Below are 16,700 nucleotides of genomic sequence, written 5' to 3'. Positions count from 1 at the left end.
ACTCCGGTTCCTCCGTGCCGGTTGAGGCTATGCGTGTCGTCCCATAAGGGCGGATTTGCCGGGCTTCAATCGTTATCAGTTGCGTCACGAGGGCGGATCATGGCGACCGAAAAGAAGAAGATAAAAGACCCGGCGGAGGCAGCTCTTTCGGCTGTTGAGCAAGCGCTCAATCTCGAGGAGTCGTTTGACATCCCCACCCCGGGTCATACGGAGAGCAAGTCCGCTTCTTCCGAAGACATCCGGCTGCCCGATATCGAGGCCCATGATTTCACGAGGGGTCCCTTCAATCTGGACCCCGAAGACCCGGCGGACCGTATGGAGGAACGCGAGGTCAGGGTGGATGACATGCCCCGCTCAGGCTTCGTCGCCCCCGACCGCACGTCTGTGGCCAACGACGACCGCCAGAATGTCGGCGTAATGCTTCAAGCGCTTCAGGTTCGCCCCTCCCGCAGCGCTTATGTTATGGCCATGCTTGCCTCCCTGCTCTGGCTCGGCGGCGTCGGTGCCTTCATCTATTCGCAGGGCATCGTGACGCCCGAACAGCTGCTCGCGACCTTCTCCACTTCGCAGCTGGCCCTCGGCCTGATTGCCCTGATCGCTCCCCTCTTCCTGTTCTACATCGCCGCGATGCTCACCGTCCGCTCGCAGGAGATGAAGATGGTGGCCCGCGCGGTCGGCGAAGTCGCCGCGCGCCTCGCCCAGCCCGAAAACTTTTCCACCGACGCGGTTCTCTCCGTATCGCAGGCCGTTCGCCGTGAAGTCGCCGCCGTCGGCGACGGCGTCGAGCGTGCGCTGGCCCGCGCCGGCGAACTCGAGACGCTGGTGCGCAGCGAGATCTCGACGCTGGAGCGCGCCTATTCCGACAACGAAATCCGCATCCGTTCGCTGATCGACGAACTCGTCGCGCAACGCGAAGCCATCGTCTCGAACGCCGAGCGCGTGCGCGGCTCGATCACCGGCGTGCACCAGAACCTGATCCAGGATCTCGACAGTGCCAGCGAGCGCGTCGTGGCCGCCGTGAGCGGCGCGGGCGACAAGGTCACCGGCTCGCTGGAGAGCCAGGGCGACCAGATCACGCAGGCTCTCGGCCGCGCCGGCGAGCGCGTCGTCGATGAAATGGCGAGCCGTGGCGTCGAACTCGTGGAGCGCCTGTCCGGCGCAAGCGAGGAGATCAAGACCGGCATCGCCGACGTCGGCACCACCATCACCACCGCGCTCGAGAGCAAGGCTCAGGATATCACCGGCGCCTTCGAGCGCACCGGGGACGTTCTCACACGCCACCTGCAGGAAGGCGCGAGCCAGGTTACTCGCACGCTGGCCGAGACCGGCCGCGGCGTGATCGATGCCCTCGCCCAGCAGGGCAGCGACGTACGTGAGGCCTTCGAGCAGACCGCACGCAGCCTCGAAGAGAGCTTCGTTCAACGCGGCAGCGAGATCACCGAGAAGCTGGCCGCCACCGGCGGCGTCATCGCCGACGACATTTCCGCCCGCACCACCGAAATGCGCGACCAGATTGCCGCCGCCGGCACTGCCGTCAGCGAGGAGATCGTGACGCGCGGCACATTCGTGCGTGAGCAGCTGTCGTCGACCGGCAGCTCCATCGTGCAGGAACTCGCATCGAACAGCTTGGCCCTGCGCGATGAATTCGCGACGACCGCAACCTCCCTCATCGAGGAGCTTGCAACGCGCGGCACCACCCTGCGTGAGCAGCTTTCCACCACCGGCACGGAAGTGGTCGACGAGATCATCGCTCGCGGCGGCGAGTTCCGCTTGAGCATGGCGACGACCGCAGAGGAAGTCTCTCGCGAGATTACCGCTCGTGGCAGCGAGGTGCGCGAGCATCTCGAGAGCGCCGTGCGCTTTGCGGACGAAGCCGTCGGCACCCGCGTCGAGGACCTTGCGGTCCGTCTCGAAACGGCAAGCCAGCGCGTGGCCGAATCCGTTACTGTTCAGGGCCAGGCTCTGGAGACCACTCTCGCCCAGACCGGCGAGCGCATCTCCTTCCTCATGGGTTCCAAGGTCGAGGAGTTCCAGAACTCCTTCGAGGCCCGCGGCCAAGAGTTCTCCGAGAACCTCACCCGCCATGTGGACGAAGCGCAGGTGCGTCTCGCCGATACGGGCAAGGGCGTCGTTCTCGCCATCGCCACGCAAGGAGCACGCGTCAACGAAGTGCTCAACCGCACGGCGGACACGCTCTCGACCACCGTCGACACCCGCGCCCGCGAAATGGAAGAAACTCTCGGTTCGCGCCTCGAAGCATTCGAGAGCGTCATGAGCCGTGGCGGCGAGCTGGCCGAGCGCATTTCCACCGATGTGGGCAGCCTCACCGAGACGATCGGCGGCCGCTTCGAGGAAATGGACCGCCTGATCACCGTGCAGGGCCGCACCATGGCCGAGTCCTTTGCGGATCGTGCCCGCGAGGCGACCACCGCCATCGAGACGCAGCTCACCGCGCTCGAAGAGCATGCTTCGCGCCGCACCACCGAAATCACGGTAAACTTCGATACCATCGTCGAGCGTGTGGACAACGCTCTCAACGCCCGCTCCACCGCACTGAACGAAACTCTCGTCGTGCGCACCGGTGAAATGGCCCGCGTGATGGCGGAAGGCGGACGCGAAGTCGCGAACGCTCTTCAGTCCCGCGTGGACGAAATCACCCAGGCGATCACCGCCAAGACCAACGGCATCGCGGACACGCTCTCTTCCAAGGCCGAGCAGATCGGCGAGACCCTGGAGACGCGCGCCACTGCCCTCAACCAGGTTCTCGGCGCCCGTGCCGGCGAGATCTCGGAAACCCTGGAAAGCCGTATCGCGAACCTGCATCAGGTTCTGGGCGAGCGCGCCGACGAAATCGCCGAGACGCTGGGCTCCCGCGCCTTCGAGCTCAACCAGACCCTCGGCGCTCGCGCAGAAGAGATCAGCGAGACTCTTGGCGCCCGCACGCTTGAAATCAACCAGACCTTGGGCGGCCGCGCGGAAGAGATTGCCGCGACGCTCAGCTCGCGCACCGAGGAGCTTGCCGCGACTCTCGACCAGCGTGTGGGCCAGTTCGAAGAGCGCGTCGTCAACCGCCTCGGCGGCGTGGCGGAAGCCATCGACGAGCGCGGCCAGACGGTCGTCTCCTCGCTCAACAGCCGCATCGGCGAGATCCGCTCGATCTTCGACACGCAGGGCAACTCCCTCATCGACGCCCTCAACGGCCGCGGTGAAGAGATCGGCCGCGAGGTCGCCAGCATCACCGAGACCACGCTTCGCGCCCTTGAGGATCGCAGCGGCAGCATGCTGTCGTCGCTCCAGGAGCGCACCATGGAGCTGACCTCGTCCTACATGCAGTCCACCGAGGCCATGCGCGTTGCCATCGACTCCGGCACGGAGCGCACGGTCGAAACCCTGCTCGGCACCAATGAGCGGCTGCGCGGAGAACTCTCCGACGTGCTCGGCCGCCTGCAGGATGCCGGCCGCCTGCTCCAGCAGGTCGCCTCTTCCGCCGGCAACAACCTCAGCGCCGTCGAGGACGGCCTGGGCGGACGCGTGCAGCACATCGAGGCCCTGCTCTCGGAAATCGCCTCCCAGACCAGCCGCGCCTCGGATCAGGTTGCCGATCAGGTCGATGCCCTGCGCAGCGTCTCTTCCGGCGCGATCCAGCAGGCCATGGACCTTGCTCAGAACCTCGAAGAGCGTGGTCGCGCTCTCACCGAGACCACCTATGAGCAGATGAACACGCTCACCCAGGCAGCCTCTGCCCTGGAGCGCGTGGAAAGCCGCATGACCGAGGCCCTGTCCAGCCGCCAGAGCGCCCTGGACGAGCTTCTCGGTCGCATCGAGGAACGCTCGCAGGATCTCGAATCCGTCACCCGCGCCTTCACCACCCTCGTGGAGGGCTCGCTCCAGAGCGCCGAGACCAAGGCCCGTCAGATCGGTTCCGTCCTTGCAGGCGCCGCCGAGACGACCACCTCAGCCATCGGCGAACAGTTCGAGCGCATCCGTGCCACCACGGGCATCGAAAGCGAGCGTACGGCTGCCGCCCTTCGCGGCACCTACGAGCAGGCCGCCGCCGAGATGGCGGAAGCACTGGGCAACGCCACCTCAAAGTTCCGCGAAACCATGGGCGATTTGCGCGGCATGACCGGCCAGATCCAGCGCGAGTTGGAGGCCACCCGCGCCGAGCTCCGCCGCGGTGTCGTCGAGCTGCCGCAGGAAACCCAGGAGACCACAGCCAACATGCGCCGCGTCGTCGCCGACCAGATCAAGGCTCTCAACGAGCTCTCGTCTCTGGTCTCGCGCTCGAACCGTGTGGTCGATGCGGCTCCCGCCGTTCAACCTCGCCGCGCTGCCGTGAACGAGGCGCCAGTCGCCGCCACCATGGCCGCCGTCGCGGCTGCCGTCGAGCAGCGCATCGCCTCCCCTGCCCCGGTCCAGGCCGCTGCGCCCGCCCCCGCGCCGACGGTAGCCCGTCAGCCCGAGTTACGTCCGGCCACGGCTCCCGTTGCTCCGGCTCCGGTGCGCCAGCAGACTGCTCCTGCCGAGCGTCCGGCCCTGCGCCAGGAAGCCAACGCGCCCCGTGACGCGGGCGGCGCTCGCAGCGGTTGGCTCTCGGACCTTCTGAACCGCGCCTCGCGCGACGAGGATGAAGAGCCCGTTCGCGGCCCGGCCCGCGCCCGCACCAACGGCCTCGAGTCCCTCGACTCGATCTCGGTGGACATCGCGCGGATGATCGACCACGACGCAGCCGTCGAGCTGTGGGACCGCTATCGCCGCGGCGAGAGCAACGTGTTCAGCCGCAAGCTCTACACGGCCCAGGGCCAGCAGACCTTCGAGGAGATCCGTCGCAAGTACCGCCGTGATGACGAGTTCCGTCAGACCGTCGACCGTTACGTCGACGAGTTCGAGCGCCTCCTCGCCGAAGTCTCCCGCGACGACCGCGACTCGACATTGACCAAGACCTACCTCACGTCGGAAACCGGCAAGGTTTACACCATGCTCGCCCACGCAAGCGGCCGGTTCGACTAAGAGCGGGTTTCAGCAGAATTCATGAAAAACGCGGCCTTCAGGGCCGCGTTTTTTGTTGTTTGACAGGCCGCCTCCCCGTCATTCCGGGGCGAGCGATAGCGAGAGACCGACCCGAAGGGCTGCGCCGTAGGCGTGGAAACCCATAACCACAACATTGCAGGGAAGAGCGGCGAGCGTCGCGCTTTCTTCAGAAACGTCGTGGTTATGGGTTCCGGGCTCGCCTGCGGCGCCCCGGAATGACAATGGAGTGCGCTCAATCTGCACACGATCCCGGACCGGTTTCGCCGTCCGGGATGGCTGGGACAGGCCCGGCCATGGCGTGATGCAGTTGAACCCCGAAAAACGAAAGGCCCCGAAAACCTTCGGAGCCTTAAGCATCATGTCAACTAGAGATCCGAACCCTCAGGTCGGAGCCTGTTCCTTCGAAGGCGCCTGGCTGCTTACGTCGCCCGGCTCCTCGCGGCGGGGCAAGGGGCCGCCGCTGACCCAGCGGACCACGTCGAGCATCACGACGGACAGGGCCTCGTCGAGCGCGCGGGCCGCGTTGACGGCGTCTATCGCAGCCGCAGGGACGCGCGCCTGGAAGATGCGGCCTCTCGCGATGCGGCCGGTCTGATCGCTGACGATCTTCACCGACATCTCGACTACCGCCTCGTTGGAAGGCGTCGTGATCTCGAAGCTGCGGAGTTCGGAGATCAGCTGGACATCGCCCACCGCGCCGCTGCTCGGCCGGGAGACGCCTCGGATCTGAGAGGAATTCTCGAAGGTGTTGATGAGCCGCGTCTGGATGAGCCGGGGCAGGTTGTCGGCCCACTGCCCTTCCCCGAGGAAGGAGATGGAGCCGCTCGCGTCCTTCACCAGGATCTGCTGGGTGGCGAGCGTCTGGATCGCCGCAGGCTCGTTCACCAGGACCTGAACGCCGGAGGCGCCCCTGATCCGCGAGGTTGGCGCGGAGAGATCATAGGTCGTCGGAGCCGGCCCCGAAGAGCATGCCGCCGCGAGCACGGTAAGGAACATCACCGGCGCCAGGCGCCGGAAAGGCCGGAATTGATCGGTCGAGGGAGGAGACACTGATGACCCACGCATGAGGCTTACTTAACGGCGTCCATTGTATTGTGGGAGATTAGGTTGGCCACCGAAAATAAACTGCTGTGGATTACGTTCGATGCTGCGGACCGCGCGGCTGATATCGCCCAGGGTCTTGCGGCCTTCCACTGCGAGCGCCTCGTATTCCCGCAGACCCGATTCCGTGAAGCGGCCAACCCCTGAGAGCACGCCCTCGATACCGCTGGTCCGCTGATTCAAGTCGTCGGCCAGCTCGCGGACGGAGATTGCGGCGGCGCGGATCTCGTCGAAGGCTCCCTTGCCTGACTCGCCGGAGGCAGAGCCGAGGAACTTCTCGGCACCGGCAAGCACATTGTCGATCTTGTCGGCGGATTTGTTCAGCTTTTCGGTAATCGAGCGGGCTTCCTGGATCGCCTTGTCGATATCCGGGCTGCGACGGTTAAGCGTATCGGTGAAGTTCTGCACATTGTCGACCGTGCTTCTCACCTTGTTCGGATCGACCGCCTTCGTGAGGTTTGCAATCTCGGTGATGGCCGTATCGAGCTTCGGCGCCGTCGTGTTGAGGCTGTCGATAAGGCTTGCCGCATCCTTCAGGGCGTCGCTGATCGCCTGCCGGTTCTCGCCCAAAGCCTGCGCGAAATTGTCCACGTTCTCGACGATGCGGGTCACCCGCTGCGGCTCGACCGCACGGACCACCTGATCGACATTGGTTGCCAGCGTTTCGAGCTTTTCAGCCAGCGGCCCCACCTTCTCGGCGGCCTGCCCGATCTGGGCCAGGAAGCGGTCGATGCCCTCGGCATTCTCGCCGAGCGCCTGCGAGAACCGCTCCACGTTCTGAATGGTCCGATTGATGGAACCCTCGTTGTCCGTCACGACCCGGCCCACCCGCTCCAGCACGTCATCGGCCCGGCGGGCGATGTTGCGGGCGGTCTCGATGAGATCCTGGAAGTCGGAACGGTCGGCGAAGATCGTCGGCATGGGCTGGCCGGGGCCTGCCGCCAGCGGAGGCGCGCCGGGCTCGCCGCCGGAAAGGCCGATATTCGCGACGCCCGTCAGACCCTGGTATTCCAGGCGAGCGCGGGTATCGGAGCGGATCGGGGTATTGGCATCGACCTGAACGACGGCCACCACGCGGCGCGGATCCTCGGGCAACAGGCTGATCTGGGTCACCTCGCCGACCCGAAGGCCGTTGAAAGACACGCTCGACCCCTGCGACAGGCCCGCGACCGAGCCTGAGAAGACCACACGGATGCTCTGGCGCGTCTGTCCCCGATCGCCACCGGAGAACCAGTAGACGAACCCGAAGGCTGCCGCGATCACTGCCAAGGTGAAAAGCCCGATCAGAGCGTAATTCGCACGCGTTTCCATCACTCAACCCTACGCGCCGCCGGCCATGGCCGCGCGTGCCCGTTTTCCGTGAAAATAGGAGCGGAGCCATGGGTGCTCTGAAGCCAGCAGCACCTCAATGGGCCCTTCCGCCAAAATCTTGCCGTCACCCAGTGCCGCGATCCGGTCGCAGACCGTGTAAAGGCTGTCCAAATCATGGGTTACCATGAATACGGTGAGGCCCAAAGTCCGCTGTAACGTCGCAATAAGCTCGTCGAACTCGCCTGCGCCGATGGGGTCGAGGCCCGAGGTCGGCTCGTCGAGGAAGACGATATCCGGGTCGAGCGCCAGGGCGCGGGCCAGGGCCGCGCGCTTGATCATACCGCCGGAAAGCTCAGAGGGGAGTTTGTCCGCCGCGTCCGGCTTCAGGCCCACCATCTCGATCTTGAGCATGGCGAGCTCATCGAGCAACCGTTCCGACAGGTCGAGGTGCTCACGCATGGGCACCTGTACGTTCTGCTTCACGGTCAGCGCCGAGAACAGCGCGCCTTGCTGGAACAGGACGCCCCAGTGCCTCTCCATGAGGCGGCGCTCGTTGGGCGATAGCTCGTCCAGGTTCTGGCCCAGGACCTCGATGGTGCCCGCCCGCTTGGGCACGAGGCCAAGAATGGCCCGGGTCAGCACCGACTTGCCCTGCCCCGAAGCACCGACGAAGCCGAGGATCTCGCCGCGATAGACATCGAGATCGAGGTCTTTGAGGATGGTCTTTTCCCCGAAGCCGACCTCGACGCCGCGCACGCTGATGATCACTTCACGGTCTTTTGTGGGGTCGGGATGGCGTCTCTCGAGCATCGCGTCAGTACCTGATGGCCGCAAAGAACATGGCGAAGAGGCCGTCGAGCACGATGACCATGAAGATGGCCTTCACCACCGAGGAGGTCACGTGACGGCCGAGCGACTCGGCGGAACCTTGCACCGCCAGCCCCTCCAGGGTGGCGATGATGCCGATGACCATGGCCATGAAAGGCGCCTTGATGAGGCCGACCATGAAGGTGTTGAAGCCAATGGAGGCCCGCAGACGGGTCAAGAATACGTCGGGACTGATGTCGCCGTAGATCCAGGCCGTGACACCACCGCCGAGCAGGGCCGCGATGGAGGCGATGAAGGTCAGGAGCGGCAGGCCGATCAGCAGGGCGAGGATACGCGGCAGGATCAGCACCTCGATGGGGTCGAGGCCCATGACCCGCAACGCGTCGATCTCTTCGCGCATCTTCATGGAGCCGATTTCGGCGGTGAAGGCCGAGCCGGAGCGGCCAGCCACCATGATGGAGGTCAGCAGGACGCCCAGTTCGCGCATCACCAGGATGCCGATGAGATCGACCACGAAGGGCGTGGCGCCGAACTTGATCAGCTGGAAAATGCCCTGCTGGGCGACGATGGCGCCGACCAGGAACGAGATGAGCACGATGATCGGAACGCCGCGATAGGCGATCTGCTCGAGCTGGTTGATGACCGCCGTGCCCCGGAAGCGGCGGGGGTGGAGGATAACCCGAATGAAGGCCGCGACCAGCTCCCCGAGGAAGGCCACACCGCGCACGAGATCCTGGCCCGCCTCGGAAACGGTTTTGCCCACATCGACGAGGAAATCCACGAACCGGGACTGCCTGGGCTTGGAAACGTTCTGGAAGCCGCGATAGGCCACCTCATTCAGAAGGATGTTCTGCTCCGGCGAGGCATTGACGAAATCGGCCGAAAGCCCGCTTTCCCCCAGTTCATGCCGGGTGCGGTCGAGAACCCAGGCGCCGAGCGTATCGAGACGCTTCACCCCGCCCAGATCGATGAGCACGTTGCTGCTGTCGGCTTGGGCCGCAATCTCGCCGACCAGAGCTTCGACCCGGCCGGCATGCTCCGCCGTCCACAAGCCCGTCAGCACGGCGGTGACCTTGCTACCGGCCCGCTCGATTGTCATTTGCGGCTCTTGAGCCATGGTGCTCTGCGCCACGATCATCCTTCCGGCGTTGATTCCGCTTGGTGATAGCGTGTCGTTACGCCACAAGTCGAGATGAAGTTCAAAGAGAAACCTCCAGAATGTGCACCCTGACCGTCTCCATCGACCGTTTTCCCATCGCAGGAAAGTTCACCATTGCCCGCGGGTCGCGCACGGAAGCGGTCGTGGTGACAGCCACCATCACCGAAGGAGCGGCCCTTGGTCACGGGGAATGTGTGCCCTATCCCCGCTATGGCGAGACCGTCGAGGGCGTGGCAGCGGCCATCGAAGCGATCAGGCCACAGATCGAGGCCGGACTGACGCGGGAGGCTCTGCAAAGCCTGATGCCTCCCGGCGCCGCCCGCAATGCCGTGGACTGCGCCCTGTGGGATCTCGACGCCAAGCGCTCCGGCATCCGCGCCCATGTGACCGCCGGCCTGACCCGCTGGCTGCCGGTGACCACCGCCTACACAATCAGCCTCGATACGCCCGAGGCTATGGCGGAGGCTGCCGCGAAGGCCGCTGTCCGGCCGATCCTCAAGGTGAAGTTCGGCGGTCCGGAAGGCGACCTCGAACGCATCCGCGCGGTGCGGAAGGCGGTACCGGACGCGACCTTGATCGCCGATGCCAACGAAGGCTGGACGGAAGAGAACATCGAGGCGCATCTCGCCGCCTGCGCGGAGGCGGATTATGCGCTGGTGGAACAGCCCTTGCCTGCGAAAGCGGACGGTTATTTAAGCCGGATCGAGCGTCCGGTGCCCATCATGGCCGATGAGAGCGTCCATGACCGCCCGAGCCTCCAGCGGCTCGTCGGGCTCTATGACGTGGTCAACATCAAGCTCGACAAGACGGGCGGCCTTACGGAAGCCCTGGAGTTGGCCGATGCAGCGGAGGCTCTGGGCTTCTCGCTGATGATCGGCTGCATGGTCGGCACGTCGCTTGCCATGGGCCCCGCCATGGTGCTTGCGCCCCGCTGCCGCTTCGTCGATCTCGACGGCCCGCTCCTTCTGGCGCGGGACCGGGAGCCCGGCCTCACATACGAGGGCAGCCTCGTCTATCCACCAGAACCGGCTCTTTGGGGCTGAGATCGCAGCATGCGGATCACGACGAGGGTCAGGATGAAGCCCATGGCTCCCAAAGGCGCCATGGCGGCGAAGACGAGCCCGCCGGCCTCGCTGTAGATGACCCCGCTCGCGATGGTGGACGAAGCCGTCGCGAGAGCCGTCAGGGAGCCGAAGATGCCTTGCGCCCGTCCCCGGACGGATTTCGGAGAATGCGCGGCCAAAGCCGCCATCATACCGATATGCGTCGCGGCGAAGGACAGGCAGTGCATCATCTGAAGCACGAGCGTCAGTTCGAGCCCCGGACTGAGCGACATGACCGTGAAGCGGATCACGGCGGCGGCGGAGCCGATGAGGATGAGCCCCACGCCAGAGCTGCGCCCCACCGTGTGGCCGAGGAACAGGAATACGACGATCTCGGCCATGACGCCCACGGCCCAGAAATAGCCGATCGCCGCATCGGTGAAACCGAGCGAACGCCAATAGATGCTGGCGAAGGCATTGAGCGCCCCGTGGGTCCCTTGCGTGAGCGCGCCCGCGATCATCAGCACCCACAAGACCTTGGGAAGCCTGGACGATACCGGCTCAGCCTGATCGGTCGGGACGGCAGCCTGCTCCGGCACTTCATCGGACACTGCATTCAAGGTCGCGGCTACGGCAAGCAGCGGAATGAACGTGAGCATGACGATGACCACATTCGGTCCGAAGCCGCCCACGAGATAGCCCGTTGCGATATTGGTGATGAAGAAGGCGATGGATCCGCTGCCGCGGATGCGCCCGTAATTCAAGCCGGCATGCCGCTGGATCGCATTGGTGGAAACGAGATCGTTGCCCGGAATGACGGCGGCCTGCGCGAAGGCCACGAGGGCGACGAGCGCGATGATCGCGACCTGGTTGTCCAAGAGCAGGAAGATGGGAAAGCACAGCATCTGGCCCAGATGGCTCACCAGGAGGAGCCGCTTTGCGCCGAAGGACCTATCGGCGAGATCCAGAAGAGGAGCCGTGGCGATGACGCGCACGATGATCGGGATCGCCACCACGAGGCCGATCAGCGACGGCGAAAGACCCTTGCTCTGCAGCCACAGGGGGAAGAACGGCAGATAGACGGCGTGACTCATGAAGCTCGCCGCCTGCAATACGCAAAGCCGCAGCTCGATGGCCCTGGTCGAGGAAATCAAAACGAAGCCTTCTCAGATGGCAGCGGAATCGCGGCGCATTCTGGTGAATTACGCCGGTAACGGGCAGGAGCCAATACCTGTAAGCATACCGATGTTGAAGATGGGAAATAGACGGGCGGCTCCAGGTGTCCGGGCGCATTTTTTGCATCTGACCGTTATCGCGCCCCCCACCCCGTCATGGCCGGGCTTGTTCCGGCCATCCCGATCAGAAGGGTGTAGCGCTCATAAGTATCGAGATCACCGGCCCAAGGCCGGTGATGACGTGGGAGAGCGTCACCCCGCCGCGTGCGCGGCCTCGATGTTGGTGAAGAACTGCCTTGCGCTCTCGCGCCAGGTGAAGCTCTCCGCGTAAGCCCTGCACCGGTCGCGGGGAATATCGAGCGCCGCCAGGGCCGCTTTCCTCAAATCGGTATCGAGAACGCCGCAGCCGGAGGAGCCGATCACGTCGAGGGGTCCGGTCACCGGAAAGGCCGCGACGGGAAGCCCCGATGCGAGAGCTTCGAGCAGCACGATGCCGAAGGTGTCGGTCAGGCTCGGGAACACGAAGACATTGGCGGAGGCATAGATCTGCGCCAGTTCCACGCCCGAGCGGGTCCCGAGGAAATAGGCCTCCGGGTATTGCCGTTCGAGCTCGGCGCGGGCCGGCCCGTCGCCGACGATCACCTTCGTGCCCGGTAGGTCGAGGGAGAGGAAAGCCTCGATGTTCTTCTCGACCGATACGCGGCCTACAAAGAGGAAGAGCGGCCTCGGCAGGCCCATGGATTGCCTCTGGCGAGGATGGAACAGCTCCGTGTCCACGCCGCGCGTCCAGCGCAGGATGTTCCTGAAGCCACGCCCGATGAGTTCCCGCTCCAGGGAAGGCGTGCTGACCATCACGGCCTTGGCGTCGCGATGGAAGCGCCTGAGGAATCCGTAGGACCAGGATTCCGGAATTGGCGCCCGCGCCGCGAGATATTCCGGGAACCGCGTATGATAGCTCGTCGTAAACCCCCAGCCCTTCCGCCGGCAGACATGGCGGGCCGCGTGGCCGAGAGGCCCTTCGGTCGCGATATGGATGTGGGTGGGTTCTCTCTCCCCGATCAGCCGCGCCATCTGCCCCGGCATCACCATGGACAGGCGGATTTCCGGATAGCTCGGCATCGGCACTGAGCGGAAGAGCTGCGGCGTCAGGAACATCACTTCGGCTCCGAAGGCCGGTGCCTGCTCGGCCATGTATTCGAGGGAGCGCACGACCCCGTTGACCTGTGGCTTCCAGGCATCCGTCACGATGAGGAGGCGCATCAGGCAACCCGCTGATCGAGGACGGGAGCGGAGATTTCCACCGGGCTCGGCTCGATTTGAGGCGCTACGATCTGCTGGCGAAGCTCGTTCCAGCGGATCAGCTCGAGCGAGCCGTCCCAATGCTCGATGACGGCCGTGCAGGATTCCACCCAGTCGCCGGTATTCACGTAAGCCACCTTGAACGAGTTGTGCATGGCGGCATGGTGGATGTGGCCGCAGATCACTCCGTCCGCCTGCTGGCGTTCGGCTTCCGCCGCCAGAAGCTCCTCGAAGCGGCTGATATAGTTGACCGCGTTCTTGACCTTCATCTTCGCCCAGGCCGAGAGCGACCAATAGGTCAATCCTAAGCGCCGGCGGATGATGTTGAGATAGGTGTTGACGAAGAGCGCCGTCGTATAGGCCCAGTCGCCCAGAAGCGCGATCCATTTCGCGTGCATGACTACGAGGTCGAACTGGTCGCCGTGAATGACGAGATACCGCTTGCCGTCGGCGGCCTCGTGGATGGCGTGCTCGGCCAGCTCGATGCCGCCGAGACTGACGCCGATATAGTCGCGCAGGAACTCGTCGTGATTGCCGGGGACATATACGAGCGAGGTTCCCTTGCGCACCTTGCGCATCAGCTTCTGGACCACATCGTTGTGGCTCTGCGGCCAGTACCATCCCGTCTTCAGCCGCCAGCCGTCGATGATGTCGCCGACGAGATAGATGGTCTCGGCATCGTAACGCCTCAGGAATTCGAGCAGCGCATCGGCCTGGCAGCCCTTGGTGCCCAGATGAAGATCCGACAGAAACAGCGTGCGCACACGGACAACGTCCACATCCCTCGGCATCCGGTGTCCTTTCCTCGGGTACAGCATCGGACTAGAAAGCGGATCTGCACTTTTTGGATCGATCCGATGCTTTCTCTCTAAGTAAGAGCCTCGTTCGCACGCAAAGCCGGGGTCACTTTTGCGCACGATGCTCCGACAAATTCACCAAACCGGATTCGCGTCTCGTCTCCGTGACGGTTGCTTTGCAATTTTGTGACAAACGGCCAAGGTTCCATGCGCTCAGCGCAAGGGCGAAAGCCCCATAAAGGCTTTCCCTCAAGCTCGCATCGTGGTTGTGTGCGATCCTCATTTTCGAAGTGAATCGTCTCGTGAAACCGCTTCTGGGCATCTCACTCAAAATCGTCTCCGCCCTCTTCTTCACGATGATGTCGGCAACCCTGAAGATCCTGACGGCCCGGTATCCCACCGGCGAGGTCATGTTCTTCCGCGCGTCCTTCGCGATGATTCCGCTGCTGATGTGGCTGGCCTGGCGAGGCGATCTCCCGCGCGCGCTGCATACCGAGAACGCCTTCGGCCATTTCAAGCGTGGTATCCTGGGCTCGGCCTCCATGTTCTGCGGCTTCGCGGCCCTGTTCTACCTGCCGCTGCACGATGCCATTGCCATCGGCTATGCCTCGCCGCTCATGGTCGTCATCCTGGCGGCGATCCTCCTGAAGGAACAGGTCCGCATCTATCGCTGGTCGGCGGTGGCGATCGGCCTCGTCGGCGTCCTGATCATGCTCTCGCCCTATCTCTCGCTCGGGTCCTTCAGCGCCGGTCTCCAAAGCGGCCCAACACTTGGTGCCCTGCTGTGCCTCACCGGAGCCACGCTCTCGGCGGGGGCCATGATCCAAGTGCGCCGCCTGACGGCGACCGAGCGAACCGGCGCCATCGTTTTCTACTTCACCATCACGTCGTCAGGGCTTGCCCTGCTCAGCCTGCCCTTCGGCTGGGCCATGCCCACATGGCCGGACCTTGCCCTCTTCATGCTCGCCGGCCTATTCGGCGGCATCGGGCAGATCCTTGTGACCGAATGCTATCGCTGGGCCGATACATCGGTGATCGCGCCGTTCGAATATACGACCATGATCTGGGCGCTCCTGCTGGGCTGGATCGTCTTCTGCGACCTACCCACTTCCACCGTGGTGACGGGCGCGGGCATTGTCGCAATGACAGGCCTCTTCATTGTCTGGCGCGAGCATCGGCTGGGCCTGATGCGCAAGCGTGAGCTGCAGGCGGCCCCCCAGAAACCCGTCTAAGGCTCGAAATCCAGGCAAGCGACACTCGGGAACTTGACCCGCCCCATCACTTACCCCAAAACCGTTCTGAGAAACGAACGTTCGTTTTGTCGGAACAGAGGCAACGGGTATGGGCGTCGAAGGCAAAGAGCGGCATAGAGAGCTGGAAACCGGTGCGCAGGTTTTGTCCGGAAACATGGGCAAGACCATCCAGCGGCTGCGCAAGGCCTATAACCTCTCCCTGTCCGAGCTTGCCGAGCAATCTGGTGTCGCCAAGTCGATCATCAGCCAGATCGAGCGCAATGAGACCAACCCGACTCTCGCCACCATCTGGCGCCTTAGCCAGGCCCTGGACGTGTCCATCGAGCGGGTTTTAGCCTCCGCCGACGAAGAACCCTTCATCGAAAAATCCTCGAAGGCCGATACGCCGATCCTCGTCTCCGAGGACGGCAAGATGCGCCTCGCCATCGTCGGCTGGCTCAAGACCATCGAATGGCTGCAATGGTACGACGTGCAGTCGGAACCGGGCGGCATGCTCGATTCCGACAGCCATCAGCGCGGCTCGGTCGAATGTCTTTCCGTTCTGGACGGCGAGTTCGAGGTCGAGGTCGGCGGCGTGACTCAGCAGGCCAAAGCGGGCGAGACGCTCCGCTATCGCTGCGACCGTCCACACATCGTGCGCTGCATCGGCGACACCCCCGGGCGCGCCAGCATGGTCTGCATCCTCAAAGCGGCGGTCATGGACTAACCCCAGGCCTCAACGCTTGGGGGCCACGTAGCCCTGCTTTCCCGGCAGAGAGAGAATGTACTCAGCCATCGCCTGACGATCCGATTCCGGCAATTGCGCCGTGTTGTGCACCACCGAGCCCATGGGACCGCCGACCGTATCGAAATTCGGCGTTTCGCCGGTGGTCAGGAGCGTCACGAGATCCGCATCCGTCCAGCCGCCGATGCCGCTAGGATGCGGCGTGATGTTGGGGACCGAACCCCTGCCCTCCGGATCGGGCCCGCCCGCAAAGCGGCGACCCTCGATGATCGCGCCGGCTAAATTGCGCTCGCTGTGGCACTCGGCGCAATGGCCGGGGCCGTTCACCAGATAGGCACCCTGGTTCCAGCTTTCCGATTTGGACGGATCGGGCGCGAAGGGCTTGCCATCCAAGAAAGCGAGCTTCCAGAGACCGACGCCACGACGGATGTTGAAGGGGAACGGCAATTCGTGGTCGGGCGCCTTTCCCTCGACGGCGGGAAGCGTCTGCATGAAGGCGAAGAGATCCCCGAGGTCAGTGCGGCTCATGCGCTGATATGAGGTATAGGGAAAGGCCGGGTAGTAATGGCGCCCGTCGGGCGAGGTCCCCTCCTGCATGGCGCGGATGAAATCCGCCTGGCTCCATGAGCCGATGCCGTCCTGCTTGTGGGGCGAGATGTTCGGAACGTGGAAGATGCCGAAGGGCGATTTCAGGGCATAGCCGCCGCCGAGGCGCAGCTTGTCGTCCTGGTTGGGCGTGGCATGGCAGGAGGTGCAGCCGCCCGCAAAGAACATCACGCGCCCGTTTTCGGCATTTGGCGCGTGGTTGGTATCAGGAGCCGGCGCCGGGGAGCGGATAAGGCGATAGGCCGATGGCGATGTGAGCGCCATGAAGCCCAGAACTCCGATGCCGGCGATGGCCGCCAGCCCCACGATCGCTTTACGCATTGCCATTCCTGTCGTGAAGCGGGCAGCCGTTTCGGCCGCCCGTTCTCAAACC

12 protein-coding genes are annotated in these 16,700 nt (G+C 64.3%); 4 read left to right on the top strand and 8 right to left on the bottom strand.

Annotation, left to right across the window (positions count from 1 at the left end; all coding sequences use genetic code 11):
- The first annotated feature begins 99 nt into the window (after window positions 1-99).
- Window positions 100-5,010 (top strand): hypothetical protein, encoded by a 4,911-nt coding sequence (locus AB4Y85_RS05950; protein WP_441983945.1) that lies wholly within the window; start codon window positions 100-102, stop codon window positions 5,008-5,010.
- Window positions 5,011-5,412: 402 nt separating this feature from the next.
- Here the strand turns inward: AB4Y85_RS05950 and AB4Y85_RS05945 are convergent, their stop codons facing one another.
- The 4 genes from AB4Y85_RS05945 to AB4Y85_RS05930 all read right to left on the bottom strand — a co-directional run bounded on the left by AB4Y85_RS05945 (window position 5,413) and on the right by AB4Y85_RS05930 (window position 9,370).
- Window positions 5,413-6,027 (bottom strand): ABC-type transport auxiliary lipoprotein family protein, encoded by a 615-nt coding sequence (locus AB4Y85_RS05945; RefSeq protein ID WP_441983944.1) that lies wholly within the window; start codon window positions 6,025-6,027, stop codon window positions 5,413-5,415.
- Window positions 6,028-6,105: 78 nt separating this feature from the next.
- On the bottom strand, window positions 6,106-7,443 hold the full coding sequence (locus AB4Y85_RS05940) for an MlaD family protein (RefSeq protein WP_441983943.1): 1,338 nt from the start codon (window positions 7,441-7,443) through the stop codon (window positions 6,106-6,108).
- Between the two features lie 9 nt (window positions 7,444-7,452).
- On the bottom strand, window positions 7,453-8,253 hold the full coding sequence (locus AB4Y85_RS05935) for an ABC transporter ATP-binding protein (RefSeq protein ID WP_441983942.1): 801 nt from the start codon (window positions 8,251-8,253) through the stop codon (window positions 7,453-7,455).
- A gap of 4 nt (window positions 8,254-8,257) precedes the next feature.
- Window positions 8,258-9,370 (bottom strand): ABC transporter permease, encoded by a 1,113-nt coding sequence (locus AB4Y85_RS05930; protein WP_441983941.1) that lies wholly within the window; start codon window positions 9,368-9,370, stop codon window positions 8,258-8,260.
- A 119-nt stretch (window positions 9,371-9,489) separates the two neighbouring features.
- Between AB4Y85_RS05930 and dgcA the strand changes: the two genes are divergently transcribed.
- Complete coding sequence (gene dgcA / locus AB4Y85_RS05925; protein ID WP_441983940.1) at window positions 9,490-10,473, top strand: N-acetyl-D-Glu racemase DgcA; 984 nt, start codon at window positions 9,490-9,492, stop codon at window positions 10,471-10,473.
- On the opposite strand, the gene AB4Y85_RS05920 is transcribed toward dgcA, so the two are convergent.
- The 3 genes from AB4Y85_RS05920 to AB4Y85_RS05910 form a co-directional block, all read right to left on the bottom strand.
- On the bottom strand, window positions 10,443-11,627 hold the full coding sequence (locus AB4Y85_RS05920; RefSeq protein WP_441983939.1) for an MFS transporter: 1,185 nt from the start codon (window positions 11,625-11,627) through the stop codon (window positions 10,443-10,445). The two genes, dgcA and AB4Y85_RS05920, sit on opposite strands and share 31 nt — an antisense overlap.
- 273 nt (window positions 11,628-11,900) lie before the next feature.
- Window positions 11,901-12,908: a glycosyltransferase family 4 protein gene (locus tag AB4Y85_RS05915; RefSeq protein WP_441983938.1), complete on the bottom strand. Its 1,008-nt coding sequence runs from the start codon at window positions 12,906-12,908 to the stop codon at window positions 11,901-11,903.
- Window positions 12,908-13,738, bottom strand: a complete 831-nt coding sequence (locus AB4Y85_RS05910; protein WP_441983937.1) for a UDP-2,3-diacylglucosamine diphosphatase — start codon at window positions 13,736-13,738, stop codon at window positions 12,908-12,910. Before AB4Y85_RS05910 ends, AB4Y85_RS05915 begins: the two co-directional genes overlap by 1 nt.
- A 308-nt stretch (window positions 13,739-14,046) precedes the next feature.
- On the opposite strand from AB4Y85_RS05910, the gene AB4Y85_RS05905 reads away from it, so the two are divergent.
- Window positions 14,047-14,976 (top strand): DMT family transporter, encoded by a 930-nt coding sequence (locus AB4Y85_RS05905; protein ID WP_441983936.1) that lies wholly within the window; start codon window positions 14,047-14,049, stop codon window positions 14,974-14,976.
- Between the two features lie 109 nt (window positions 14,977-15,085).
- Window positions 15,086-15,703, top strand: coding sequence for a helix-turn-helix domain-containing protein (locus tag AB4Y85_RS05900; protein ID WP_441983935.1), 618 nt, complete (start codon window positions 15,086-15,088; stop codon window positions 15,701-15,703).
- Window positions 15,704-15,712: 9 nt separating this feature from the next.
- On the opposite strand, the gene AB4Y85_RS05895 is transcribed toward AB4Y85_RS05900, so the two are convergent.
- Window positions 15,713-16,648 (bottom strand): c-type cytochrome, encoded by a 936-nt coding sequence (locus tag AB4Y85_RS05895; protein ID WP_441983934.1) that lies wholly within the window; start codon window positions 16,646-16,648, stop codon window positions 15,713-15,715.
- Window positions 16,649-16,700: the final 52 nt, after the last annotated feature.

The sequence above is a fragment of the Microvirga sp. 2YAF29 genome, from assembly GCF_052114605.1.
Classification (GTDB): Bacteria; Pseudomonadota; Alphaproteobacteria; order Rhizobiales; family Beijerinckiaceae; genus Microvirga.
This window is presented reverse-complemented; position numbering and strand designations above follow the sequence as displayed.